This is a genomic window from Allofournierella sp. CML151 (assembly GCF_027853465.1).
Taxonomy (GTDB): Bacteria; Bacillota; Clostridia; order Oscillospirales; family Ruminococcaceae; genus Allofournierella.
On sequence record NZ_JAPNNW010000026.1, the window covers coordinates 15567 to 41133 of the forward strand.

Below are 25567 nucleotides of genomic sequence, written 5' to 3' on the forward strand. Positions count from 1 at the left end.
ATATTCAAAAATGGTTAACCAATAGATAGGGAATATTGGTCGTTTTTGAAATAATTATGGATTATTAAATGGTCGCAATTGGTTGTTAGTTGGATGATCGGCTAGCAATCGAAGGCCTTCTTCGGTCAGATGGCTGCCGCCGCGCCCACGCTCAATGCGCAGATAGCCCAATTGGGCCAGCTCACTCATCAGGCGGCGGACCTGTTGCTGGGAGAGCGGCCGATTCATATGCCGGGCGGCAGCGAGAAGACTGTCTCGCCCGGCGGGACGGCCCTGGCGTGCAGCCTGGTGAATCAGCTGCAGAACCATCCACTGCTCTTCGCTCAACTGAGGCGGAGGGGAGACCGGTTCCGGCGAAGAGGCTGGAACTGCCGCCGCCACGCTTACTGCGGGTGAAAGCCTGCCACTGGTGCTTCCGGCAGGCAGATAGTGAAAGGTGGGAGGCAGGTCCTCCGGCGTGATAACCTGGCTGCCGGTGTAGCTGAAATATTCCACCACGTTGCGCAGCTCCCGGATGTTTCCCCTCCACTGATGGGCCAGCAGCATCTGTTTCAGCTCCGGAGAAAGGGTGAATTCCACGCCGCTTTTCTTGCGGAAATGCTCAATGAGCAGCAGTAAATCACCCTCCCGCTGGCGCAGCGGAGGGATGAGGGCGGGCAGGGTGTTCAGCCGGTAGTACAGGTCCCGGCGGAAGCTGCCTTCCTCCACACGCTGCTCCAGGTCCTCGTTGGTGGCGGCTACAATGCGCACATCCACTCGGACGATTCGGTTACCTCCCACCGGCATGATTTCGTGTTCCTGCAGCACACGCAGTAATTTGCACTGCAGTGCAGGGCTCATGCCCTCCACCTCGTCCAAAAACAGGGTGCCTTGGTGTGCGAATTCGAACAAGCCGGGCTTTCCGCCTCTCCGCGCTCCGGTAAAGGCGCCATCCTCATAACCAAACAGTTCGCTTTCCAGAAGATTTTCAGGCATGGCCGCACAGTTGATGGCCACAAAAGGTCCCTGTGCCCGGGGGGATGCATTGTGCACCGCATGGGCGAACAACTCCTTGCCGGTGCCGGTTTCGCCAATCAGCAGAACAGGTAGGGAGGTGGCTGCCATCTTTTTCAGAATCTCGATGGTCCGCCGGATTGCAGGGGAGTCGCCGATTACATTTTCAAAGGTGTATTTGGCCCGGTATCCCTTGGGACTCAACTGACTGCGCAATTCGTTTTGCCGTTGCTCTGCGTCGCTGAAACGCTGGACCGTGGCGAATGCACCCAGGCAGACCCCGCCCCGCAGTACCGGAGCAACGGTCACAGTAAGGTTGGTGCCACCTGCCCGCACAACCTTGGCGGGAATTGCCTCCTTGCTTTTCAGGCATTGTTTGAAGGGAATAAAGGGATACACATCGCTGGCCCGGCGATGCAGCGCCAGGGAGTTGCTCACCTGGGTGATCTGCTCCAGCTTTTTGTTGCAGGCGAATACTTCGCCCTTCTCATTCACACCCACCAGCCCTTCGTCCAGAATGTCCATCAGGATATCGAACTGGCTTTCCAGCCGGCGGCTGCGGTTGAACAGCCGGTCAAAGCTGTAGGTGTTGGTGGCTACGATCTCCTGATAATGGTGGAAACGGGGCGTTTCCAGCAGATCCTCCAGGCCCAGCTTCAAAGCGGCTTCGGTCATGGTGGCGCTGGTGCAGACGCGCTGTCCGATATCAATAATTTCCTTCGCGCCTTCCGGAACATAGCGCTGCTCGCTGGGCGTAATTACATAATCATAAAGCGCCATGTCCGGTTCCGGGCAGCCCGGATGATACAGATCAAACTGCAGCTGATTCACGCCCAGCTGATTCAACCGGCTCACCGCTTCACGGCTCATCTTATCGCTCAGATTGACAAACAATACCCGGCTTCCGGCAGGAAGTTTTTGCAGGCGACGTACCACATCCCACAAAAAGGTCAGTTCGATCTCGGTAATCTCCGCGTCCAAAGGCAGATACTGACGTAAATCGTTTCCGGACTCAAAGGCGTCGGTGGAGGTCATATACAAATCATAGCGCCGCCGGGGCAGCTGATTCACGGACCCGTCGCGTACGCTGTAGACCTGTACGCTTACCTGGTCTCCAAACAGGTCTTTTACCTGTTTGCCGTAAAACCGGCCTGCCAGCGGGTCCCAGGAAATTACAGCAATGTTTTTCATGAACAACTCTCCTGTAACCAGTTTTTGCAACCAAATAAACCAATTATGCTTTCATTTTTAACCTATTCCATCCTTTTTGTCAAGAAGAAATTCCCGTAGAAATGTTTCTTCGTACATCGGCAATGTTGGCATGATTCTTGCTACAATGGGAGCAGAGAAATCAAACCGCGATACGGCGGCAGAACATAACAGGAAAAAGGAGAGCGAACAAAATGCTTACAAAACAGGAAATGCTGGATCTTCTTCATCAGGAAGTGGTACCCGCCCTGGGCTGCACTGAGCCCGTGTGTGTGGCCCTGGCCGCAGCGGATGCCTACCATGCCATCGGTGGGCAGATCGTATCGGTGAAGATGCAGGTGAATCCGGGCGTTTATAAAAACGGTATGTCGGTGGGCATTCCCGGCTTTGACCGGGTCGGCCTGAAATACGCCGCTGCCCTGGGTGCCTGCCTGGGAAATCCGGAAAAGGGACTGCAGCTGCTGGAAGAGATCACGCCCATTGTGAGCAAGGAAGCCACCCGTCTGGTGGAGGAAAAGCAGGTGAGTGTGACCATCGCGGAAGAGGAGACTCAGCTGTATGCTCACGCCGAGATCATCACCACCCGTGGCATCGGCATCAGCACCATCCGCAACACCCATTCCAATATTGTTTACACCAGTGCCAACAATCAGGTATTGTTTGAGAAGGAATATACTGTGGGCGGTGAGGACGAGCTGCACGAGAAGCTGAAGACCATGACCGTTGCGCAAATCCGTGAACTGGTGGACAGCGCCACTGAAGAGGAATTGGCCTTCATGCTGGATGGTGCCAAGATGAACGAAACCCTTGCGGACTACGGCCTGGAAAACCGGTTGGGCATCGGCATTGCCGACACCCTGAAGGCTCAGCTGCAGGGCGCCATGGGCGATAACCTGTTCAGCAACACCATGGTCCGTGTGGCTTCCAGCGCTGAGGGGCGTATGTCCGGCTGCCCCTACGCGGTCATGAGCAGCGCAGGCAGCGGCAACCATGGCATCACTGCCATCATTCCGGTTGTGGAGATGGCTAAGCACCTGAATGCCAGCCAGGAAGCGACTGTAAAGGCACTGGCCTTTTCACATATGCTGAACGTTTACATCAAGCTGTTTACCGGTAAGCTCAGCGCCACCTGTGGCTGCGGTGTGTCCGCCGCGGCTTCCGCCTCTGCCGCCATGGTCTGGCTGATGGGCGGCAACGATGCCCAGATGGGCGCAGCCATCATTAACATGAGCGGCAACCTGACCGGTATGATCTGTGACGGCGGCAAGATCGGCTGCGCGCTGAAACTGGCCACCGCATCCAACGCGGCGCTGATGAGTGCTTACCTGGCTATGGGCGGTGTTGTGGTCAGTGCCAGCGACGGCATCTGCGATACCACTCCCGAAAAAGCCATTCGCAATATGGGCCGCATCAGCAACCCGGGCATGACTGCTACCGACAAGACCATCCTGGATATCATGATGGAAAAAGACCGGGGCTGAACCTTTTTGATTATTTCTTTTCCCTTTCTCTCTTCTCATAAGAAAAACTGCCGCATCGGGCAAAACCGGTGCGGCAGTTTTTCGTTATATCAAAAAGAATGGTTTCACAACGGAAGAATCAGCTTTCCTGCTCCAGCAGGGCCAACAGTTCACCGGCGTTCTCGTCCGGCTTAACCTTTTCCTTGGCCCAGCGGATCACGCCTTCCTCGTCAATCAGATAAGTGGTGCGTACCACACCCATGCTTACCTTGCCGTAGAGTTTTTTCTCCTTCCACACATCATAAGCCTGAATGGCCTGCAGTTCCGGGTCGGAAAGCAGCACAAAGGGCAGATCATATTTCTGGGCAAATTTCAGATGAGAAGCAACACTGTCCTTGCTTACGCCGATTACCACGGTGTTCTTGGCGGAAAAATCCGAATGACGGGAGGCAAAGGCGCAGGCCTGACGGGTGCAGCCGGGGGTGTTGTCCCGGGGATAAAAATAAAGGACCACCTTTTTGCCCTTGAAATCCGCAAGGCTTACCGAGTTGCCGTTCTTGTCGGTCAGGGTGAAGGCGGGGGCTTGGGTTCCGATTTGCAGCATAAACAGTCGCTCCTTTTCGCTTTTTGATTTGGAAAATTAAATGGTCAAAATTGGTCAGTCAGACTTCCAGTTGGGGTCCTGTACAAAGACTAAATGGTCGGGGGAGGAGTGCTCAAGGGAATAGGCAAACCCAAACCGGCAGAAGGAACGCAGCTCCTCTGGGGTCTTGCAGTTCTGTTCTGCCGCATGGCGCACCATAGCACCCCGGGCCATCTTGGCGAAGGTGGCCTTCTCCTTCAGCTTTCCGCCGGTTTCCTGGGCGAAGGTCACCTGCACCCGGCGCACAGAAGCGGGCAGCTTGCCCAGCACGCATTTACTGTATTCCTTGGAGGCCAGGTCCACCAGACAGTCGGTTTCTTCGGCCAAAGCGTCTGCCAGGCGGCTGCTCCAGAATTCATACAGGGTTTTGCAGCGAAAGCCCACCGGTTTTGCCTGCATCTCCAGCCGGTAGGGAGTCACGCCGTCCATGGGGCGCAGCAGGCCGTACAGGCCGGAAAGAATTCGCAGATGCTCCTGTACATAGGAGAGTTCTTCTTCGGTGAACACACCGGGGGCCATGTACTGGTATTGAATGCCTTCGTAGGCAAAAAGCGCGGGGGTCAGCGTACGGCGTAAATCCATCTTCTGCAGACGCTCAAAGTTCGGCTCTGCCAGGGCGTCGCTGCAGTTCCAAAGGGCCTTACAGGCAGCATAGTCCAGACTTTGCAGATAGTTCTTCAATTCCTCAGCCTGCTCCAGAAAGCGGGGCAGATCGCGGGGCGCGAAGGAATCGGTATCCACATTCATGGTTTTGGCGGGGGAAATGATGAACTTCATGGCAGAGCCTCCTTTTCGTTCCTATTGTAGCAGAGGTGCGCAAAGTAAAATGTTGCCGTGGCAAAATCAGAAGCGCAGCCGCATATCGTACCAGACGGCACCTCCGTGCTGGGAGGCGGAAACACCCTCGTTTTCAAAGCCGAACCGGCGGTAAAAATCCAGCAGCTCCTGCTTGCAGGTAAGCACCACGCCCTGACGGCCCTGGGCCTTGGCGTCAGCAATCATCCGGCGCATCAGTGCGCTGGCATAGCCCTTGCCCTGGGCGGCGGGATGGGTTTCCACGCCGAAGAGCATCTGCCAGGCGCCCTGCTCGTTGTGCAGGCCTGCATTTTCGAACATCTCATCCTGCAAAAGGGGCGAGTCGCTTACGCAGCCGTTCACACAGGCCAGAATCTGCCCGTCCTCCTCCGCCAGCCAGAAATGCTCCGGAAACACCGCCAGCCGCTGGGCAAAGGAGGCGCGGGTAGCCGCCTCCACCGGCGGAAAGCACTGCTGCTCCAGTGCATCCAGAGCATCCAGATCGGTGGAACGAGCATATCGAATGGTCATAACAGGTCATCCTTTCGGTTAAGATCGATTATCAGTATACTACAAAATGGTTGAAAGGGGCAGGCCTTGCAGCCGCTTTTTCATGCACTTATGGTATAATGTGGGCTGTGAACAAACAAAAATAGGGAGTGCAAACCATGAACATCCAGATTTTCGGAACGAACAAAAGCTTTGACACCAAAAAGGCCCAGCGCTGGTTTAAAGAACGGGGAATCAAATTCCAGATGATCGACCTGAAGGAAAAGGGAATGAGCCGGGGCGAGTTCGACAACGTGTGCCGCGCACTGGGCGGCTGGCAGAGCCTGGTAGATGAGAACGCCAAAGACAAGGACACCCTGACTTTACTGCGTTTCCTGGCCCCGGAGCAGCAGGCGGACAAGCTGTTTGAAAACCAGCAGCTAATCCGCCAGCCCATCGTGCGCAACGGCCGGCAGGCCACCGTGGGCTGCTGCCCGGAGGTTTGGCAGACCTGGGAATAAAACACCAGACACCCAAAAATCTTTGCTGTTTCGCACAAGGAAGTGGGGGCTTTCTTGGTGGTTTCGCCGTTCCATTTTCGGTCCGTTTTTTGGTATCATGAAAGAAAAGAGCCCGCGACGGACGCAGAACGCACGGGCTTTCGGGAAGAAGGGAAATGCTCATGTCCAGAACACCACATTCCGGTTCGCTGCTGCCCGGGCGGCTGCATGCCACCGGCGAGGTGAACGGTTTTCAGATTCGCCCGGGCTTGTTTTTGTCCAATGGAGCCACGCTGGTGCCGGGAGGCGTCAGCTTTACCATCCATTCCTTTAACGGCACCGCCTGTGAGCTGTGTCTGTTTCACCAGGCGGACCAGGAGCCCTTCGCGGTGCTCCCTTTCCCGGAGGAGTGCCGAATGGGCGGCACCTATTCCATGATCGTGTTTGATCTGGATATTCAGGATATCGAATATGCCTACCGGATGGACGGCCCCTCTGATCCTGCCCGGGGTCTGATTTTCGACCGAACCAAATTCCTGCTGGACCCCTATGCCCGGGCGGTGACAGTCCAGAGCATCTGGGCGGGCGGCGAGCGGCTGGGACGCACCTATCATGCCCGGGTGGTGGAGGACACCTTCGACTGGGGGACGGTTCATAATCCACGCATTCCGTTTTCGGACATGATTATCTACGAGATGCATGTGCGCGGCTTCACGCAGCATGCCAGCTCCCAGGTGAAATTCCCCGGTACCTTCGCGGGCTTGGAGGAAAAGATCCCCTATCTGCTGGAGCTGGGGGTGAACGCGGTGGAGCTGATGCCGGTATTCGAGTTTGATGAAAAAGCCGAGGAGCGGGTGGTGAACGGTCAGAAGCTGCGAAATTACTGGGGATATAACCCCATCTGCTTTTTCGCGCCCAATCTGGACTACACCGCTGAGCCGGAGCTGAACCGGGAAAGTATGGAGCTCAAACGCCTGATCCGCAGCCTGAATGAAAACGGGATTGAGGTCATTCTGGACGTGGTGTTCAACCACACTGCCGAGGGCGACGAGACCGGTCCGTTCTTTTCCTTCAAGGGCCTGGATAACAACATCTATTACATGCTCACGCCGGATGGCCGGTACTACAATTTTTCCGGGGTGGGCAATACCCTGAACTGCAACCACCCTCAGGTGCGCCAGTTTATTCTGGACTGCCTGCGTTACTGGACGGTGGAATACCGGGTGGACGGCTTCCGCTTTGACCTGGCCTCCATTCTGGGGCGGGATGAGACCGGCAGCCCGCTGTCCAAGCCGCCGCTGCTGGAAAGTCTGGCCTTCGACCCGGTGCTCAGCCACGTGAAGCTCATCGCGGAGGCCTGGGACGCGGGCGGATTGTATCAGGTTGGAAGTTTCCCCTCCTGGAACCGATGGAGCGAATGGAACGGCAAATACCGTGATGACCTGCGCAAATTCTTAAAGGGTGACGGGGGAATGGCCGAAGCGGCGGTGCAGCGCATCTGCGGCTCGCCGGATCTTTATCCGCCGGACAAGCGTCCAAACGCCACGGTGAACTTCATCACCTGCCACGACGGCTTTACCCTATATGACTTGTACGCTTACAACGCAAAGCACAACGAGGCCAACGGCTGGAACAACACCGATGGCTTTGACGACAACAACAGCTGGAACTGCGGAGAGGAGGGCCCCAGCCAGAATCCTGCGGTGAATGCACTGCGGGATCGGCTGCGTAAAAACGCCCTGACCGTGCTGCTGTGCAGTCGGGGCGCGGCCATGTTCCTGGCAGGAGATGAGTTCGGCAACAGCCAGAGCGGCAACAACAATGCCTATTGCCAGGACAACGAGATTTCCTGGTTGAACTGGGAACAGCTGGAACGAAACCGGGATTTCTTCGATTTTACCCGGCGTCTGATCGCGCTGCGCAAGGCGCACCCGGTGCTGCGGGCAGCCACCGCGCTCAGCCGCTGCGGCTGGAAGGATCTTTCGCTGCACAACAACGGCAAGGCCTGGAACAGCGAGTTTTTGCCTGAGACACGCCAGATTGGCGTGTTGTTCGCCGGCAGAGATGCGGCCGATGAAAACGACGATATTCTGTTGCTGGCGCTGAATATGCACTGGGAAACCCATACGCAGCAGCTGCCCACGCCGCCCAAGGGGTTTTGCTGGCATCTGGTGCTGCACACCAGCGAGGAGAATCCCTTTGAACCTGCTGGCTTCAACGGCGCTTCGCTGGAGATGGGGCCCCGCAGCGCGGCGGTGTTCCGGCTGATTCCGCCGGGCGGTATAATTTGATGCAGGCGCGAAAATGGTGTATACTATACCATTGAGGTGAAAAAACAAATGGCAACTTATCTGGTTGATACCGAAAACGTGGGCACCGCCTGGCTGGCCGTGGCGGAACGGATGCGCCCCGAAGATAAAATGTGTGTGTTCGCCTTTTCCGGCGACGCAAAGCTGAGCATCAATTTTTCCATGCTGGAGACCTGTATGCGGGCCTCCGGTCAGATCGAGATCGTCTGGTGCGGCGAGAAGGTCCGTACCAAAAACGCAATGGATTTTGCCATCGCGTCCTATGTGGGCCTGTGCGCCGCCGGCGGCGAAGGTGAAATTTACATCGTCTCCAACGACAGCGACTACGAGGTGCTGTCCGGCTTCTGGGCCCAGCGGGGTGTAACGGTGGAAAAGCTGGCGGTGGGCCAAGGCTATGCCCACGCCAAGGAGATGGCTGCCCGTCCGGCTCAGCCGGTGCGTGAGCCGGAGCTGAACCCCCGCAAAAAGCGCATCCGGGTGCTGCTGAACGGCGACAGTGAGGCCGCCGAACTGGTTTACCGGGTGTGCGAAACGATCCCGGAAAACGCCAAGAAGAAGGGCAAGCGCTTTCTGGAGGCGCTGGAAAAGGAACCCCGCTTCAAAAAAATGGCCGAGAAGAAGAAAAAGAGCATCATGGAAAAAGCCAACGGAGTCACCGGCATCTACTTCGACCGGCAGGAAAAGCTGCGGGAGCCCTGAGCAGGCTTTCCGCCACATACAACGAAAAAGGACTGGCAGCATAATCGCTGCCGGTCCTTTTTTGTATGAATCAGAATCCCAGGCATTCCGGGCATTCGGCCCACAGGCGGGGCAGAATGGCGGCCAGATTGGAGAATTCCTTGATGTTGTGGGCAAACAGGCCCTGGGGCACGATCTCGGGCAGACGCACGCCCTCCGGCAGAATCTTTTTGTAAACGCCGTCAATCAGCGCGTAGCCGATCCAGAACCGGGAGCAGAACATCACGCCGTCCTTGTAGGGATACCACTTGTGGGTCATGGCGGCGGCACAGTTGCCCTCGCCGATGGCGCACACCAGCGACTGGCACTGTTCACTGCCCACCAGCGCCGGATCATAACCGAAGTCCGCCGGGCTCTTGAAGCATAGCTTCAGAAATTCCGGGCCGGGGCCCACATCCTCCAGGATGTAGTGGTTTACGCCCCAGGTCTTCTGGTTCACAGGCACCGCCGGGTCGCAGACGTAGTCCGCACGGTCTGCCCGGGCAAAATAGTGGTCCTCCTTGTCCCAGATCTTGTAGCGCAGGTCGGAACCCACACTGTGCCAGGGGAACCACCAGTCCAGCATCTCGCTTGTTACACCGGGCATGTAGGTCTGGTTGCACACAAAACCAGTGCCGTCCGGCATAACGCCGTAGCCCAGCTGGCAGAATTCGCCGTCCTGCCCGGCCAGGAACAGGTTACGCTGCTCAAAGGGTACCGCGGGCAGGGCAGAGGGGCCGCTTTTCAGGATTTCCAGCTTGTCTGTCGGAATCTCGGCCAGCGGCTGTTCAAAGAATTTGTAGTAGGGCAGAGCCATTTCCTCGCGGCTCACGCCGACTGCTTTGTTCATACCATGTCACCTCTTGGAATCGGAGTTTTTGTCAAACAGACGCATCAGCTGCTTTTGGACCAGGTTCAAAAACACGCCCACATACCACACACCCACCAGCATGGCCACGCCGATCTGAATGGGCAGGCTGCCCATTCCGGCAAAGCCTACGGGGGAAAGGATGGTCAGCCCGATGGCCCAGCCGCACAGCCAGGCGGGGCAGAAGATGAACCGGGGTGCCAGCGCGCTCAGCAGCACCGCCAGACCGCCCAGCACGAACAGGGTGCAGAACAGGTTCAGGTCCGCGCCCAGAGGCAGGTGATCCATGAGCCAGAGCGCCAGGCAGGCCCAGGCATCACCCAGAAGAAACCCTGCGGAAATACGTCCCGCGTCGCTGGCCTTGTCGCCGTTGGCGGCGCACAGCCCGGCACAGATCAGTGCCACCGCGCCGGTAGTCACGTTCAGGTAGGGCGCTGCCACCGCCCAGATGGGCGGCAGCAGCGCGATGCAGAATGCAAGGGTCAGAGTTTGTGCTTTGTTATGCATGCCGGCCCCTCCGGTTACTGGCAGTCGGCAATGTACTGGGCAGCACTTTCGCCCGCCATACGGCCGGTGTTCACCGCGAAGCCCATGGAGTTGCCGGGCAGGGTGAAGTTGTAGCTGTCGCCGTAGATGGTGTTGGCGTCGGAACCGGCGCTGTACAGGCCCTCGATGGGCATGTGGTTCTTGTCCAGAACCTCGCAGTACCGGTTGATACGCACGCCGCCCACGGTGCCGTAGGCGCCCAGGTAATATTTGCCCACCAGGTACTTGCCCTTGCCGGTGATGGGGTGCAGGTACTTCTGGGACTTATGGAACTTGCTGTCCACGCCGCAGCGGCACATAGCGTTGTACTCGTCGATGGTGTTCTGCAGCACATCCGGGTCAATGCCCAGCTTCTCGGCCAGCTCGCGCACAGTGGTTGCCTCGAAGTAAGCCTCGTAGCCTTGCTCCACAGCCTGTGCGGCCTGACCCTCGAAGGCCAGGAAGGCCTCGGCGGGATGCACGATGTCCACGATGTCAGGGCCATTCTTCTTGTACTCCTTCAGAATGCCCTCATCCATGATGCAGTAGCCGTAGTTGCCGGGCTGCAGAGCCAGGGCGTTGCCCGCATAGGTGGTGTTGCCCAGGTAACCCTCGTTCATGAAGCGCTCGCCCAGCTGGTTTACCATCAGGTTGGGCTGACGCAGCACGGCGTCCAGCAGGAACCAGTTCAGGTTATCGGGCAGCTGGTAGATGGCTTCGATGTTGGCGCCGAACTTCTCTGCGCCCACTTCCCACATCATCTTCAGACCGTCGCCGGTGATGCCGGGAATGCGGAAGGGGAAGTAGTCCTGACCGATGTGCAGGCCGAATTCCTTCTCGATCATCTCGGGGTTGTTACCGAAGCCGCCGGTGGCCACAATCACAGCCTTGCCGCGCACTTCCAGGCCGTTGCCGTCCTTGTCCACGGCCACAGCGCCGCAGACCTTACCCTCTTCGGTGATCAGGGAGGTGGCAGCGGTCTCCAGCAGGATCTCGCAGCCCAGCTCCTTGGCGCGCTGGGTCATGGCCTTTACCATGGCGCTGGCGGCACGGGGACCGATCACGCCGTTTTCCGGCTTGACAATGTGCCAGGTGGCTTCGGATTCCTTGAAGTAGCGGAAGGCGCCGGCGAATTCCACGCCCATCTCCTCCAGCCATTCAATGGTGTCGGCACTCTTGTGGAAGTAAGCCTGCACCAGATCCTCGTCCGCCCGGTAGTGGGTGTATTCCATGTGCATCTGAATGGCCTTGTCCACGCCCAGGTTGTTGAAGGCGGCCTTCTGGATCTTGGTGTCGATGCCAAGGGGGCCCATGCCCATGTTGGCAGCGCCGCCGGTGGCGCTGGATTTCTCCAGGATCACAGTCTTCATACCCTGCTCGCCCGCGGCGATGGCAGCGGCCAGACCGGCGGGGCCGCCGGCCACGATGACGATATCAGTTTCGATGGTTTTCATGATATTCACCTCAATATGTTTGGGTTGGTTGACGGGAGCCGCCGGGGTTTCCACCGGGGCGGCCTGGGGCTTGGCGGAGCGGGCGAACACCCGCTTGCGCTTGGCGGCGGCAGGCAGAGGAGCGGACTCGCTTTCCGCCTGTGCGGCGGGAGCCGCGCCCTTCACGGGAACGGGGGAGGAGGGCAGCTTGGGCAGGCGGCCGCTGGTGCGCTTGATGGCCTGCTGTTCGCAGACGGTCAGACATTCGCCGCACCGGCTGCAGTCGAAGCTGTCGATCACGGCCACCAGTCCCTCGCCGCCCTCGATGCACTGCTTGGGGCAGGCGGGCAGGCACTTGCCGCAGCCATTGCACAGCTGAGGGTCCACATAGAACTGGGTCAGCGCCAGGCAGGCATTGGCGGCACATTCCTTGCGGCGCACGTGAGCCTGGGTTTCGGCGGCAAAGGCATCCATTGCGCTGAGGGCAGGCAGAGCGGCCTCCTCGCCCAGTGTGCAGTTGCAGGAAACGGTCATCGCCTGGCCGATCTCCTCCGCCAGGTCCAGATCACCGGCCTTTGCGCGACCCAGCGAAATGCGCTCGAAAATTTCATTCAGCTGATACAGGCCCTCCCGGCAGAAGGTGCACTTGCCGCAGCTCTGGCGGCGCAGGGTGAGCATCTCCTTTTTGGCCAGGTCCACCGGGCAGTCCCGGTCGGTCATGGGGCGCAGCACGCCGCTGCGGCTGGCAAGGCTGGACAGCGTCATGCCCTCCAGCTGCTGGGTGGAATAGAACCGATGATCGACCAGCAAGCCCTTGCCGGCGGGAACAATCTCAGTCAACAGGGTATCAGCAGGTAACTCAGTGGGAGTGGCATCACCCACGGCCACGAGGAGGCCGGGCTGTGCACCGGTCAGCCGGTCGGCCATGGCGGCCAGCTGCTCCAGATCCAAAAACAGGTCGGTCTTGTGCAGCGCCTTGTTCACCAGCGCAGCCTGGGTGATTTCCAGCGGCAGATCCACCGTGCCCGCGTTGGCCAGCAGAGTCTGGCGGTCCACCTCACAGCGAACCACCAGCTCTGCGCCGGAGGCTCCGGTGAGCAGGGCGGCAATCTTCAAACCGGCCACCACACCGGCGGGATTGGTGTGCAGCAGCATGTTCTTCATGCCTTCGGTGTCCGCATTGTACAGTGCGCCCACCACCCGGCCGGATACCGGGGCCATGGTGCCGAACAGCTCTTCCAGCCGGGCGCGGTCGCAGCCGCGCAGCTGAACCAAAGCATCGGTGTTGTTCATCAGCAGGCTCATTGCTGTGCCTCCTTTCCGTTCTGATCGTAATCGCTCCAGATGCGGGGCGGGGTAATGGTGAACCGCAGGTCACACTGCAGGCAACGACCGGCCTCCTGGCGCACGCCGTCATCGGCCAGACCGAAGCTTACCGCGTCGAAGTTGTTCTCGCGCAGCGCCGCCTCACGTACAACCTCGGGCTGGCGGGTCTGATGGCCGAAGCCCTCGATGCGGCCCAGGAAGGCATCGGGCATCTCCACCGGAGCAAGCACCTCGGAGATGTCGCCGCTGCCGCCCAGGGCCTTGTCAATCTCACTGGCAGCGTCACGACCGGCGGCAACCGCCTGAATCACAGTGCGGGTACCGTATACCGCATCGCCGCAGGCGTAGATGCCGGGCACGCTGGTGCGCAGGCTGCCGGGCTGCACGGCGATGGAATTGCCGCGGCCCAGCTCCAGGCCCGCTTCGGGACTGATCTGGGTACGCTGGCCTACCGCGAAGATCACGGTGTCGGCTTCGATCACATGCTCGGAGTTTTCTTCCTTTTCGATCACCGCGCGGCGGTTTTCATCAAAGGTGAAGGATTTTACATTGCAGAACCGCACGCCGGAAACCCGGTCCGGGCCCAGAATGGCCTCGAAGGTGTGGGCGGGATGAATCTGAATGCCCTCCTCCTGGGCCTGTTCGATTTCCTCCTCGTCGGCGGTCATCTTCTCCCGGGCTTCCAGGCAGGCCAGGTGAATTTCCTCGGCGCCCAGGCGGCGGGCAGTGCGGGCGCAGTCAAAGGCAACGTTGCCGCCGCCCAGCACGATGACCCGCTTGCCCATGCCGGTCTCCACGCCCATGGAAGCATCCCGCAGGAAATCGCTGTTCAGCAGCACGCCCGGCAGCTCGCTGCCCTCCATGGGCAGGCGAACACCTTGGTGGGTGCCCAGAGCCAGCAGCACGGCGTCATATTCCGCGGCCAGTGCCTTGAAATCGCTCACGCGGCAGCCGGTCTCCACCGAAACGCCTGCATCGGTCAGGTAGGCGGCTTCCTTGGCCACCACCTCGCGGGGCAGACGGTAGGAGGGGATGCCGTAGGCCATCTGGCCACCCAGGGTGGGGTAGGCCTCCTTCAGGGTCACGCTGTGGCCCTGCTTGGCCAGGTAATAAGCAGCGGTCATACCGGCAGGACCACCGCCCACCACACAGACCCGCTTACCGGTGGCGGGCAGATGCTTACTGTTCTTCTTCCACAGTTCTCCGCCCGCATGCTCGGCAGCGTAGCGCTTGATGTTCCGGATGGAAACCGGCTCGTTCACCTCACCGCGGCGGCAGTTGCTCTCGCAAGGGTGAGCGCACACGCGGCCCAGGCACTCCGGGAAGGGCAGTCGCTCGTGAACTACGGCCAGAGCCTTTTCCCAGCGGCCTTCCTTGGCCAGACGCACATAGCGGGGCACATCGGTGTGGGCCGGGCAGGTGGCCTGGCAGGGAATCAGGGTATCCTTTTTCTCCACAGGGGTGAACTCCACCAGATCCCGGATGGTGCCGGTGGGACAGACCTCGGCGCAGGCGCCGCAGAAGCGGCAATCCGCGTCGGTGAGCAGCTTGTCGTGCAGGGTGCCCACATAGGTTTCCAGCTCTTTTTTGTTGTACTGCAGCACACCCACGCCCCGCAGATCGCCGCAGGCCCGCACACAGCGGCCGCACAGCACGCAGCGGTTCATGTCGTGGATGAGCAGCGGGTTTTTGTCGTTCTGAGCGAAGCCCTTGATGCGGGTGCTCATGCGGGTGGCGGAAACACCCATGTACTGAATCAGGGTCTGCAGCTCGCACCGGCCGTATTTTGGGCAGGTGGAGCAATCCTCCGGATGGGCAGCCAGCAGCAGCTCCATGGCCAGCTTGCGCAGGTCGTGGATGCGGGGGCTGTCGGTGGTGACCTTCATGCCCTCGGTTGCCTTCAGCTTGCAGGAGGGCTGCACGCCCTCCATCTCCTCCACCTCAACGATGCACAACCGGCAGGAGCCCAGGTCCGGCAGATCGGGGTGGTGGCACAGATGGGGAATATAGATCCCGTTCTGCAGGGCAGCTTCCAGCAGATTCATGCTCTCGGGCACGGTCAGCTGTCTGCCGTCAATCTCGATCGTAACGCTCATGTTTGGCGCTCCTTTCCAGGGCTCAGTCAATGCCCTTGAATTTCTTTTCCACGTACTTCTGCTTGCGCTGCTGTACCAGCTGGATTTTGGCAGGGTCGGAGAAGAAGCCGCCCTGAGTCTGGGCAATCTCTTCCAAATGCTTGGCGCGTCCGGCCACGGTGGTGCGGTCCTTCAGCAGGCCGTCCTCCTGGATCACAAACTTCCACTTGCCGTCCTCGGCCTGCTCCAGGGTGCCGCCCGCGCCGCACACCTGGCACTCGATGGGATAGTGCAGGCCGTCCCACTGCTTTTCGCCCAGCACCAGAGCGTTGCAGTGGCAGTTGGGGCACCAGCCCATGTCTTCCTCGCCCAGCCACTTGCGCTCCTCAGCGGGAGTGGCGGCAGCCTGCATGATGTGCTCACCCAGCAGGCGGGCGCGGGCCATCAGCTCATCATCCAGCAGGCACTGAGCGGGAGCGGGAACGCGGGTGGCCAGGACCATATCAACAACCTTCATATCGGTGGTGAACATGGTGGCCTGCAGGCCTTCCAGCGCCATGGACTGCCAGGCGCGGGTGGAACCGCCCACCGAGATCAGACCCACCACACGGTCGCGGTGCTCAATGGCGCCGATGGTTTCCAGGAAGGAGGTTTCGTAGCTCAGGCTGCGGTGAGCAAAGGTCAGGTAAGCGGAAGCGGGCATCAGGTCGTAGGTGGGTACCGAAAAAATCACCGCGTCCTGGGCGAGCATTACGTCCATAATCTTCTTTTTGTCGTCTTTGGCATCCAGGGTGCAGCCTACGTATTTGCCCTGAGACATGGCCTTGGTGCAGGCGGTGCAGCCGGTGCAGTCCAGGATGTTGAAATCCCGCAGGTTGATCATGATCACCTCAGCGCCGGCCTCCTCGCAGGCAGTGAGGGCTTCCTTCAGCAGAATCTCACTGTTGCCGTTTTTGCGGCCGGCGGTGATACCCATTACTTTGATACTCATTGGTCGTTGTTCTCCTTTCTCTCTCAAACACAGGATGGCAAAAAAACGAAAATATGCTATACTGAAAACAGTTGCACAGCATCTTTGCGATTATTTTAACAGCGATTTTTTCGCTTGAATACCATTAAAACCCGAGGCTTTGCTGCTTATCCAACAAACGCCTGCGGGGTGTTGCTTATCTCGAAAAAAGCCAAAGAAAGAGGTCGGATCGTTCATGAATAAAACGGATTTGCGCGTGGTCAAAACCTTGGCACAGATTGACCGTGCGCTGCTGGAATGCCTGGAGCAAACACCCCTGCAAAAGCTCACGGTGGACCAGCTGTGCCAGCAGGCACTGATCAACCGGTCCACCTTTTATAAGTATTATCAGGATAAATACGACCTGATGGACCAGTACCTGGCCCGTACGCTGCAGGAGTTTCGCCGCCAGATGGATGTGGCCTTTGTGGAGGCCTCGTCACAGAACATCCACAGCCTGGTGTACCAGAAGAATTTTGAGCGGGCGCTGCAATATCTGCACAAAAACAAGGCCCGCTATACGCTGCTGTGGAGTGGTGCCATCAACCGGCCGGTCTTCACCGAGATGGTGCAGGTCATCCACGACAACATTCTGGAAAAGCTGCGCTCCTGCGGGCTGCAGGGCACGCAGGAGCGATATGTGGATTTGTATGCCCAGATGTTTGCCTCCAATACCATGACGCTGGTGCGCTGGTGGTTCCAGTACGAGAGCGAAATCAGTATGGAGGAAGTACAGCAGATTATGGTGAACAACATGAAGGAGGGCATTTTCGGCGCGTTCCGCCAAACAGTGGACAGCGCACAGAAAAGCCCGCGGAAATAAACGAAAAACCAGAGCCGCCCTGCGAACATCGCAGAGCGGCTCTGGTTTTATTTTGCAAGAAACAGAAAGAGAGGCGGGTTTGTCAGGCCAGCGGCAGTGTGACCTGGAACTGGGTGCTATAGCCGGGCTGAGGAGGCTGCACCAGCTGAATCGTACCGCCGTGTGCGGTTACAATTTTATGGCTGATGGCAAGGCCCAGGCCAGAGCCCTGCCGGGTGTTGCGGGATTCATCTCCCACAACAAAGGGGTCGAAGATCCGGTCGGCCAGCTCCGGCGGAATGCCCACGCCGTTGTCGGCTAAGGTCAGCACAGCCTGACCGTTCCGGCATTGCAGCTGGAAAAACAGGGCGGTCCCGGAGGGATTGTGTTTTATGGCATTGGACACAATGTTTTCCAGCACCCGAAGGAAAGCGGTCTTGTCCAGCATGCACCAGATGGCTTCATCCGGGATCTCAATCTCGGGCACAAATCCTCCCAGTTCCAGCTCGTTGTATTTGGAGGCCAGATACTCCCGCAGCACCTCGCACAGATCCAGCCGTTTGGTCTGCAAGGTGAATTGAGGGTGTTCCAGCTTGCTGTACTCATGGAAGGTATCAATCAGCCCGGTGAGCCGGTTGGACTTCTGATAGATGGTGTCCAGATAATCCGGCAGCTTTTCCGGAGGGATCAACCCATCACAAATGGCCTTTGCATAGCCCTGAATCACCGTGATCGGCGTCTTCAAATCATGGGAAATGTCGGCCAGCAGCTTTTGTCGGTTGTCCTCCAGGGCTTTTCGCTGGCGTTCGCTTTCAGCAAGCTGGGCGGAAAGCTGATTGAATGCGCTGCAGATCTGCTCAAACTCCCGTGGTCCTCGACACTGAATAGGCTCCGGGTCGTTCTGCTGGGCCAGTTCGGTAAATCCCTGCTCCAAGCGTTTCAGAGGACCGCATACCTTGCGGCTGAGCCAGAGGGCCATTGCAAGCAGTACCAGAACATAAAGCCCCAAAAATAGAAGCAGGGTACGGCTCCAGATCATATCCAGGTGAGCATATTCCTCGTTGCGCAGAATCTGTTCGTACAAGATCAGCCATCGGCTTTGGCCATCTGCGCTTTCGAAGGGGTATTTCCAGATGTAGTAGCCTTGAGGCAGCGTTTGTGTCAGGTAACCATAGGCCTCATCACTCAAAACCTCGGTATTCACACCGGGAATGGATCCGTATAGAATTTTATGGTCAGCATCAAGTACCACGGGCGTCTGATGGAATATGCCGGAATAGCCGTCGCTTGCCACCAGTGTCATCTGGTGGCCATGTTCATCGTACCAATGAGTGACCGTAGGGTAGACATACTGCCCCTGCAGGGGGATGCAGGCCAGCGCTTCCGGGGGGATATCCTCATGGGACTTTCCGTACAAAATCCGACCGGTATTGTCCGTTACCGCAATGCTTCCGGTTTTTCCCAGAAGAGTGCGCACCGGGAACTGGTCATACTGTTCTGCCTGCAGAATGTCGTTGTATTCGCTCAGATCCCGCTCGGAAAGGCTGATTACCGTAGTGCTGCTTTCCATCAGTGCCCAAAAGAGCAGGGCGATTGCTGCGATTACCAGAAACAGGGTATAGGCCCCGAAGCAGCGCAGCAGGACCGAAAAATAACTGGATTTAGTACGTTTACACCGCTTCAATTTTATATCCCAACCCTCTCACAGTTTTGATGAAGCACGGATGCCGCGGGTCATCTTCGATCTTGTCCCGCAGTTTGGAGATGTGCACCATCATGGTGTTTTCGTCGCTTTCAAAATAGGCTCCACTTACGGCTTCGTAAAGCTGGACCTTGGTGAAGATCCGCCCCGGCGAGCGCATCAGGCAGCAGAGAATCTTGTATTCGGTAGGAGTCAGCGCGATGGGGACGCCGTTTTTGGTCAGGCTCATGGCATCCAGGTCCAGCCGCAGCGGCCCCAGTAAAAGCACATTGCTGCCGGACGGAACAGGGGAGACAGGGTTCAGCTGATAAAAACGGCGCAGGTTGGCTTTGACCCGGGCAGTGATCTCCAGCGGATTGAAGGGTTTGGTCAGGTAGTCATCCGCCCCCAGCTCCAGGCCCAGAATCTTGTCGTTGTCGGTGTTCTTGGCGGAAAGAATCAGAATCGGCATATTGCTGATGGCCCGCAATTCGCGGGTGAGCTCATAGCCATTCATGCGGGGCATCATGATATCCAGCACCGCCATGTCGATGAGTTCGGTGCGCGCCAGCTCCAGAGCAGCGGCTCCATCCGGAGCGCAGAGCACCCGGTAACCGCTGCTTTCCAGATACAGCTTGACCAGATTGGTGATGTCCTGGTCGTCTTCCGCGATCAAAATGGTGTGCGGCATAAATCGTGACCTCCGTTTAAAAATCGGGCCGGAGCCATTGCTCCGGCCCGTTACTTTTATTGTACATCAGGCAGCAGCCTGTGAAAAGAAAAACTTATTCGTACCGCAGCGCGTCGATGGGGTCCAGCCGGGCGGCACGCTTGGCGGGGTAGTAGCCGAAGAATACACCGATGGCCATGGAAAAGAGCACAGCCACCAGCGCGGCGGTGAGCGAGGGCTTGACCGGGTAGTGCATCATCATGGCGCCGGCGCTGCCAAGGCCCACGCCCAGGATTACGCCGATCAAGCCGCCGATCAGGCAGATGATAATTGCCTCCACGATGAACTGAAACAGAATCACCCGTCCCTTTGCGCCCAGAGCCATGCGAATGCCGATCTCCCGGGTACGTTCTGTCACCGAAACCATCATAATGTTCATCACGCCGATGCCGCCTACCAGCAGGCTGATGGCCGCGATGGCGCTGATGCCAAGCTTCACACTCTGGGTCATCTTGTTCATGGATTTCACGATATCGTCCAGACTGGAAACCGAGACGGTGAAGTTGGGATTGTGGCTGTAGAAGCTGTTGAAGAACTCCCGGGTGCGGTCCATAAAGATCTGATTGTTCACATCCTCCCGGGACTGCAGGGTTACGGTCTGATAACCGCTGTCCCGCTGCAACAACTGGAAGCCGCTGCCCACCGGGATATAGATATTGGTGTCCAGATTCCGGGTTACAGTCTGACCTGCCGGCGGTTTGTACTCGTAGACACCCACAATATAAAGCCGCAGGGGAATGCCGGAAACGTCAGTTTTGAAGCTTTTTCCCAGTGCACCTTCCGGAGTGGTTTTGTTGCCGAAATACTGGGTAACAAAACGATCACTCACCACGGCAACTGCCCGATGGTTAGCGCTGTCTGCGTCGGTAACAAAGCGCCCGGCCAACAAAGTCATTTTGTCCAGAGTTTGCTGTCCGGGGGAAACGCCCATCAGCTGGCCGGAAGCCTTGTGGCGGCCGGAAACAACACTGATGCTGCCGAAGCTTTCGTTCACAGCCAATGCCTGCAGCTGATCGGCAAATTTTTTCTGATACTCCTGCAGCATAGCATCGGTGATGCGGTCGCCGGCAGAGGGCTCCTTATATTCATAGGATTCCAGTGCCTTGTCCAGATCTTCACTGTCCTCAAAGGAACCAAATGCAAAGGGGTCGTCCTTCTGTACTACAGACAGGGTCACGTTCCGTGCGCCAAAGCCGGACATCTCTTCGGCCAGAGAGCCGGAAAGCGAGTCGCCTACCGTAATGATGGCAATCACCGCGCTGATGCCGATGATGATGCCCAGCATGGTCAGCAATGCGCGAAGCTTATTAGCCCGCAGGCTGGTAAGCGCCAGACGTACATTTTCAAAGATTGGCATGCCCGTACGCCTCCTTTCGCTGGTCAGATATGATATTGCCGTCTTTCAGGGTGATCACCCGGGGACATTCTGCGGCAAGCTCTTGGCTGTGGGTAATGAGAACAATGGTCTTGCCCTGCTGGCGGTGCAGGGTATGGAAAATATCCATCACATGACGGCTGGTTTCGGAATCCAGCGCGCCGGTGGGTTCGTCCGCCAGCAGGATGGCCGGGTCGTTTACCAGACTGCGGGCAATAGCCACTCGCTGTTTCTGGCCGCCGGAAAGCTCGTTGGGCTGATGAAAGCGGCGCTGCTCCATGCCCACCATAGCCAACAGTTCCCGGGCGCGCTGTTCCCGTTGCCGGGCACCGACTCCGGCGTAGAGCATGGGCAGCTCCACATTCCGCTGCGCAGTAGTACGCCCGATCAGATTGAAGTTCTGAAATACAAACCCGATCTTCTTGTTGCGAACCTCGCTCATCTCGTCGCGGCTGGCCCGTTGAACGTCCACGCCGTCCAGCCGGTAACTGCCCGCTGTGGGCTGATCCAATACGCCAATGATGTTCATCAGAGTGGACTTGCCACTGCCGGATTCACCGACGATGGCGACAAATTCACCGGGATATACGGTCAGGTCGATGCCGTGCAGAATCTCCAGCTCGTTTTCCTTGCCCACGTTATAAGTTTTTACAATGCCCTGCATCTCGATCAGCGGGGCCTGGAAGGACTGGTTCATTCTGCCACCTCCCCGGTGGAAGTGCTTTCAGCGCTTGCAGAGGTTTCAGCACTGGAGCTGTCTGCATCGCCCATGGGCATGGGAGCGCCGGTATCCGGCATCTGGGAGGCATCGGCCAGAACCTCCAAGCCATCCTGCAGGGAAGCGCCGCTGACCTCGATCGCATAGTCGTTTTTCATGCCGGTGGTCACGGTTACGGGGGAGAAAGTTCCTTCACCCTGGCGGACATAGATCACATCCTGACCGTCATCACCGGCCGTCACCGCGTCCAGAGGCACGGAATATACATTGCTCTTGGAGGCCAGAATGATCTCGGCTTTGGCTTTGCTGCCGATAAAGATATTTTCCGGGGTCTGGATAGCGATATCTGCCGCAAAACCGGACGAGGAACCGCTGCTTTCTCCATCGCCGCTTCCGGCAGTGGGGGAAATACGGGATACGGTACCCTGAATTGCGCCGCTGGCCGCATCGCTGGTAATGGTGGCGGGCATACCTACCTTCACTTTGTTGATGGCATATTCCGGAATGCTCACCGAAAGCACCAGCTGATCGGTGGACTGGATGGTAGCCACATCACCCTTGCAGATGCTGCCCACGTTTACCTTCAGATCGGTGATCTTGCCGCTGGTTTCTGCTTTCAGAACGGTGTCCTCCAGGCTTTTCTTCAGATCGTCCAGCGCCTTGCTGTCTACACCTTTTTTCAGCTGTTTATCCGCATCCTGCAGGGCAGTGAGCGCAGTGTTGATGGTAGTGTCGCAGGCGTCCAACGCCTGGAAACGGGCCGCATCCGCCTGTTTATAGGCGTTTTCCGCGGTATCCCGTTCCGCTGCGGCTGCGTCATAAGCCTCTTTGGCGGTGTTATATGCCTGGGTATAGCTGTCGTAGCTGTACAGGGTGCGGGCGCTTTCCAAAGCGGCATTCTTCTCATTTAGAACTGTATCTGCATTCTGATAGGCAAGGTAGGCATCGCCCTCGGTAGCGCCGCCCGCAGCGATCCAGGCGTCATAGGCCTGCTGACGTGCGTCTGTTGCCGCATCCACCTCTCTCTGTGCACCGGACACTGCCTGTTCCATTACCTGATAGTTTGCTTTGGCCGCATCGTAGGCGGGGGTAACGGCGCTTAACGCACTGGCCGCCTTATCCCGGGCAGCGCGTGCTGCCTCTACCAGCGTATCCTGATTCTTCTTTTCGTTATCCTTGGCTCGGCGGGCTTCCTCCACCTGAGCAGCTGCTTTGTTGTAGGCGTCCTGCAGACGCTGCTTTTCCTCGCCGATTTCCTTTTCTTTATCTTGAATGGCTTTTCGGATGTCGGCATCATCCAGCGTGCAGATCACATCGCCCTTGTTCACTTGGTCGCCCACCTTCACGTTCAGTGCAGTGACCTTGTTACTCAGACCGGTGGTCACCGAGGAAACCTGTGCGCTCTGTACGACACCGGAAACGTTTACGGACTCGTTCAAGTCCTCTTTTTTCAGGAACACTGTGCGTGCATAGGCCAGATTTTCCTCCGTATTGTCTTTAGAGGCGGAGATCCGGGCCCGCAGTGTGAAAGTGCCGCCTGCTGCCAGAATGGCCACTACCAGAATCGCGGCTGCCGCACGCTTGTGTTTTAAAATAGGGGAGAATATCTTGATCGCCATATCGCTTCGACTCCTTTTTGTGTGGGTTTTGCTTTCTACAGCAAAAAGGATATCGCAGTAATCTTTAGCAGGCCTTTAAAGAAATCTTAAGATTTGTAAAGATTTGACTCCTGTCGGGTCTCTTGGGTAAAAGCAATGAAGTTTTTGGCCGCGGCTCCGGTATAATGCCCTCGCAGCGTTACAGCGCAGATTTCACTATAAAGCTCTTTTGTCTGCAGGGGATGCATCTCTGCGCCGGGCCAGAGGTCACGTGCAGCAGACAGCGGTGCACATGCTACACCCAGTCCCTCCTGTGCCAGCCGCAGGGCAGTGCGGGAATCTTCACTGCAGCAGAGCACCGTGGGTTCGAAACCAACCTCGGCGAAATAGCGCATCAGCACAGGCTCCCAGCGCCGGTAAAGCAGCAGCGGCATGTTTGCCAGCGCAGACGGGGCAATCGGTCCGCAAAGGCCCTGGAAGAAATGCGCCTGTCCCACGGTGCACATGGGCTCACTGCAAATGGGATGAATTTCCAATCCCTGGCCGGAGAAAGGGCGGCGCACCAAAGCCAGATCGATGCGATGATTGCGAACCAGTTCCAGCAGCTGGTAGGAATCCCGTTCGGTCAGCTCCAGCCGCACTTGCGGGTAACTGTTGTGGAACAAGGCTACCCAGCGGGGCAAAAGAGTGGTGTTCAGCGAGGAGACCGACCCGATGCGCAGCAGTCCCCGGCCTCCGGCCTGAAGGTCTGCCATCTCCCGTTTCAGGTCGGCACATTGCTGCAGAATGCCTTGTGCCCGTTCGTAAAAAAGTTCACCGGACGGAGTCATGCGCAGATGGCGGGTGTCACGTTCAAATAATGGACAGCCCAGTTCCTCCTCCAGTTTTTGCAGCTGCAAACTGAGCGGAGGCTGCGACATGTGCAGTTTTTGTGCGGCTGCAGTGATGGTTCCAGACTGGGCAATGGCAACAAAATAGGCAAGTTGACGCAGTTCCATAAAAGCACCTCATTATTTATATGGATAACATATAAATAACACATAAATAAAATGTTTTCAATATTGCTTTGAATGTGCTATCATGGTACCGTGAAATCAAATAAGGGAGGCTTCTTTTCGATGAGGAACATGAAGATCCTGGGCGAGCTGTTTCTTACCTTTATGCAGGTGGGCGGTCTGACTTTTGGCGGCGGCTATGCCATGCTGCCGATCCTGCAGCGCGAGGTGGTGGAAAAACGAGGATGGGCTACGGATGAAGAACTCACCGACTATTTTGCGGTGGGGCAATGCACTCCCGGCATCATTGCGGTGAATACCGCCACATTCGTGGGACAAAAGCAGGCGGGAGTGCTGGGCGGCATCGTGGCGACTCTGGGAATCGTGGCACCGTCGCTGGTGATCATTTCCGTCCTGGCCGGCTTCATCAATACCTTCGCAGAGCTGGCGGTGGTAAAAAATGCTTTTGCCGGTATTCGTGTTTGCGTTTGTGTGCTGATTTTCAACGCAGTCTGCAAGCTGTGGAAGGGCTCAGTGAAAAGCAAGTTGGCGCTGGCAATTTTTGCGGTGGTCACGCTGGGGTCGCTGTTCTTTGATCTTTCCCCGGTACTCTTTGTGGTAGTGGCTGCTGTGTTGGGGATTTGTCTGGAGCAGTTCGCCCCGGCAGCCCGCAAAAGTAAAAAGGAGGGAGAGGTATGATTCTGCTGCTGCGGCTCTATTGGGAGTTTTTCAAAACCGGTCTGTTTGCAGTAGGCGGTGGTTTGGCCACGCTGCCCTTTCTTTCCCAGATGGCGGATAAAACCGGCTGGTTTACGCAAGGTCAGCTGATGGACATGGTGGCGGTGTCGGAATCTACCCCCGGTCCGATTGGCATCAATACAGCCACCTACGTGGGTTTCACTACAAGCGGCGTTCCCGGTGCACTGGCGGCAACTCTGGGGCTTGTTACGCCGTCCATCCTGATTATCCTGGCCATCGCCTCGTTTCTGAAGGCGTTCCGCTCCAACCGTTATGTGGATGCAGTGTTTCGCTGTTTGCGGCCTGCTTCCACCGGACTGATTGCAGCATCCGGCCTTTCGGTGGCGGCCATTACCTTTTATACGGCCGCCCCGGCGGGAATTCTGGCGGGCATTCAGTGGAAAGCCGTTATCCTAGCGGTTCTCTTGCTGCTGGTTACACGAGTGATTCCACAAACAAAGAAGCTTCATCCGGTGGTTTGGATCGCATTGTCCGCGCTGGCAGGGATTGTGTTTTCCTTTGCGGGAGTATAACACTATAAGATATAGAAAAAAGGCGCAGCTTACAAAAAGCTGCGCC

22 protein-coding genes are annotated in these 25567 nt (G+C 57.7%); 7 read left to right on the top strand and 15 right to left on the bottom strand.

Annotated features, from left to right (window positions below; genetic code table 11):
• Positions 1-54: 54 nt before the first annotated feature.
• The gene (locus PH256_RS13945) at positions 55-2184 is read right to left on the bottom strand and encodes a sigma-54 interaction domain-containing protein (RefSeq protein ID WP_270914657.1); all 2130 of its coding nucleotides are present in this window, start codon (positions 2182-2184) and stop codon (positions 55-57) included.
• Positions 2185-2396: 212 nt separating this feature from the next.
• On the opposite strand from PH256_RS13945, the gene PH256_RS13950 reads away from it, so the two are divergent.
• The gene (locus tag PH256_RS13950) at positions 2397-3683 is read left to right on the top strand and encodes an L-cysteine desulfidase family protein (protein WP_270914658.1); all 1287 of its coding nucleotides are present in this window, start codon (positions 2397-2399) and stop codon (positions 3681-3683) included.
• Between the two features lie 118 nt (positions 3684-3801).
• On the opposite strand, the gene bcp is transcribed toward PH256_RS13950, so the two are convergent.
• The 3 genes from bcp to PH256_RS13965 all read right to left on the bottom strand — a co-directional run bounded on the left by bcp (position 3802) and on the right by PH256_RS13965 (position 5631).
• The gene (gene bcp / locus PH256_RS13955) at positions 3802-4266 is read right to left on the bottom strand and encodes a thioredoxin-dependent thiol peroxidase (protein ID WP_270914659.1); all 465 of its coding nucleotides are present in this window, start codon (positions 4264-4266) and stop codon (positions 3802-3804) included.
• Between the two features lie 54 nt (positions 4267-4320).
• Positions 4321-5082 (bottom strand): peroxide stress protein YaaA, encoded by a 762-nt coding sequence (gene yaaA / locus PH256_RS13960; protein WP_270914660.1) that lies wholly within the window; start codon positions 5080-5082, stop codon positions 4321-4323.
• Positions 5083-5148: 66 nt separating this feature from the next.
• The gene (locus PH256_RS13965; RefSeq protein WP_270914661.1) at positions 5149-5631 is read right to left on the bottom strand and encodes a GNAT family N-acetyltransferase; all 483 of its coding nucleotides are present in this window, start codon (positions 5629-5631) and stop codon (positions 5149-5151) included.
• A 137-nt stretch (positions 5632-5768) separates the two neighbouring features.
• Between PH256_RS13965 and PH256_RS13970 the strand changes: the two genes are divergently transcribed.
• The 3 genes from PH256_RS13970 (at position 5769) to PH256_RS13980 (ending at position 9097) form a co-directional block, all read left to right on the top strand.
• Complete coding sequence (locus tag PH256_RS13970) at positions 5769-6110, top strand: arsenate reductase family protein (RefSeq protein WP_087184416.1); 342 nt, start codon at positions 5769-5771, stop codon at positions 6108-6110.
• A gap of 161 nt (positions 6111-6271) precedes the next feature.
• A complete protein-coding gene (gene glgX / locus PH256_RS13975; protein ID WP_270914662.1) occupies positions 6272-8380 on the top strand; it encodes a glycogen debranching protein GlgX in 2109 nt (702 codons plus the stop codon).
• A gap of 48 nt (positions 8381-8428) precedes the next feature.
• Complete coding sequence (locus tag PH256_RS13980) at positions 8429-9097, top strand: PIN domain-containing protein (protein ID WP_087184414.1); 669 nt, start codon at positions 8429-8431, stop codon at positions 9095-9097.
• Between the two features lie 70 nt (positions 9098-9167).
• Here the strand turns inward: PH256_RS13980 and PH256_RS13985 are convergent, their stop codons facing one another.
• The 5 genes from PH256_RS13985 to PH256_RS14010 are packed head-to-tail and all read right to left on the bottom strand — an operon-like array spanning position 9168 to position 16333.
• Positions 9168-9965, bottom strand: a complete 798-nt coding sequence (locus PH256_RS13985; protein WP_270914663.1) for a DAPG hydrolase family protein — start codon at positions 9963-9965, stop codon at positions 9168-9170.
• A gap of 6 nt (positions 9966-9971) precedes the next feature.
• Positions 9972-10490 carry a DUF1097 domain-containing protein gene (locus tag PH256_RS13990; RefSeq protein ID WP_270914664.1) on the bottom strand — a complete coding sequence of 173 codons (519 nt, stop codon included), beginning with the start codon at positions 10488-10490 and terminating at the stop codon, positions 9972-9974.
• A gap of 14 nt (positions 10491-10504) precedes the next feature.
• Positions 10505-13246 (bottom strand): FAD-dependent oxidoreductase, encoded by a 2742-nt coding sequence (locus PH256_RS15280; protein WP_333766446.1) that lies wholly within the window; start codon positions 13244-13246, stop codon positions 10505-10507.
• The gene (locus PH256_RS14005; protein WP_270914665.1) at positions 13243-15363 is read right to left on the bottom strand and encodes an FAD-dependent oxidoreductase; all 2121 of its coding nucleotides are present in this window, start codon (positions 15361-15363) and stop codon (positions 13243-13245) included. Before PH256_RS14005 ends, PH256_RS15280 begins: the two co-directional genes overlap by 4 nt.
• A gap of 22 nt (positions 15364-15385) precedes the next feature.
• On the bottom strand, positions 15386-16333 hold the full coding sequence (locus tag PH256_RS14010; protein ID WP_270914666.1) for a flavodoxin family protein: 948 nt from the start codon (positions 16331-16333) through the stop codon (positions 15386-15388).
• A 214-nt stretch (positions 16334-16547) separates the two neighbouring features.
• Between PH256_RS14010 and PH256_RS14015 the strand changes: the two genes are divergently transcribed.
• A complete protein-coding gene (locus tag PH256_RS14015; protein ID WP_270914667.1) occupies positions 16548-17174 on the top strand; it encodes a TetR/AcrR family transcriptional regulator in 627 nt (208 codons plus the stop codon).
• A gap of 82 nt (positions 17175-17256) precedes the next feature.
• Here the strand turns inward: PH256_RS14015 and PH256_RS14020 are convergent, their stop codons facing one another.
• The 6 genes from PH256_RS14020 to PH256_RS14045 all read right to left on the bottom strand — a co-directional run bounded on the left by PH256_RS14020 (position 17257) and on the right by PH256_RS14045 (position 24253).
• Positions 17257-18837 (bottom strand): HAMP domain-containing sensor histidine kinase, encoded by a 1581-nt coding sequence (locus PH256_RS14020; RefSeq protein WP_270914668.1) that lies wholly within the window; start codon positions 18835-18837, stop codon positions 17257-17259.
• The gene (locus PH256_RS14025; protein WP_087184407.1) at positions 18824-19525 is read right to left on the bottom strand and encodes a response regulator transcription factor; all 702 of its coding nucleotides are present in this window, start codon (positions 19523-19525) and stop codon (positions 18824-18826) included. Before PH256_RS14025 ends, PH256_RS14020 begins: the two co-directional genes overlap by 14 nt.
• A gap of 94 nt (positions 19526-19619) precedes the next feature.
• Positions 19620-20921, bottom strand: coding sequence for an ABC transporter permease (locus PH256_RS14030; protein WP_270914669.1), 1302 nt, complete (start codon positions 20919-20921; stop codon positions 19620-19622).
• Entirely contained in the window at positions 20908-21636 is a 729-nt protein-coding gene (locus PH256_RS14035; RefSeq protein WP_087184405.1) for an ABC transporter ATP-binding protein, read from the bottom strand. The genes PH256_RS14030 and PH256_RS14035 overlap by 14 nt, the downstream gene beginning before the upstream one ends.
• The gene (locus PH256_RS14040; protein ID WP_270914670.1) at positions 21633-23276 is read right to left on the bottom strand and encodes an efflux RND transporter periplasmic adaptor subunit; all 1644 of its coding nucleotides are present in this window, start codon (positions 23274-23276) and stop codon (positions 21633-21635) included. The genes PH256_RS14035 and PH256_RS14040 overlap by 4 nt, the downstream gene beginning before the upstream one ends.
• An 86-nt stretch (positions 23277-23362) precedes the next feature.
• Positions 23363-24253, bottom strand: a complete 891-nt coding sequence (locus tag PH256_RS14045) for a LysR family transcriptional regulator (protein WP_270914671.1) — start codon at positions 24251-24253, stop codon at positions 23363-23365.
• A 129-nt stretch (positions 24254-24382) separates the two neighbouring features.
• On the opposite strand from PH256_RS14045, the gene PH256_RS14050 reads away from it, so the two are divergent.
• Positions 24383-24949 (top strand): chromate transporter, encoded by a 567-nt coding sequence (locus PH256_RS14050; RefSeq protein WP_270914674.1) that lies wholly within the window; start codon positions 24383-24385, stop codon positions 24947-24949.
• Complete coding sequence (locus tag PH256_RS14055) at positions 24949-25521, top strand: chromate transporter (protein ID WP_442866665.1); 573 nt, start codon at positions 24949-24951, stop codon at positions 25519-25521. Before PH256_RS14050 ends, PH256_RS14055 begins: the two co-directional genes overlap by 1 nt.
• Positions 25522-25567 lie beyond the last annotated feature (46 nt).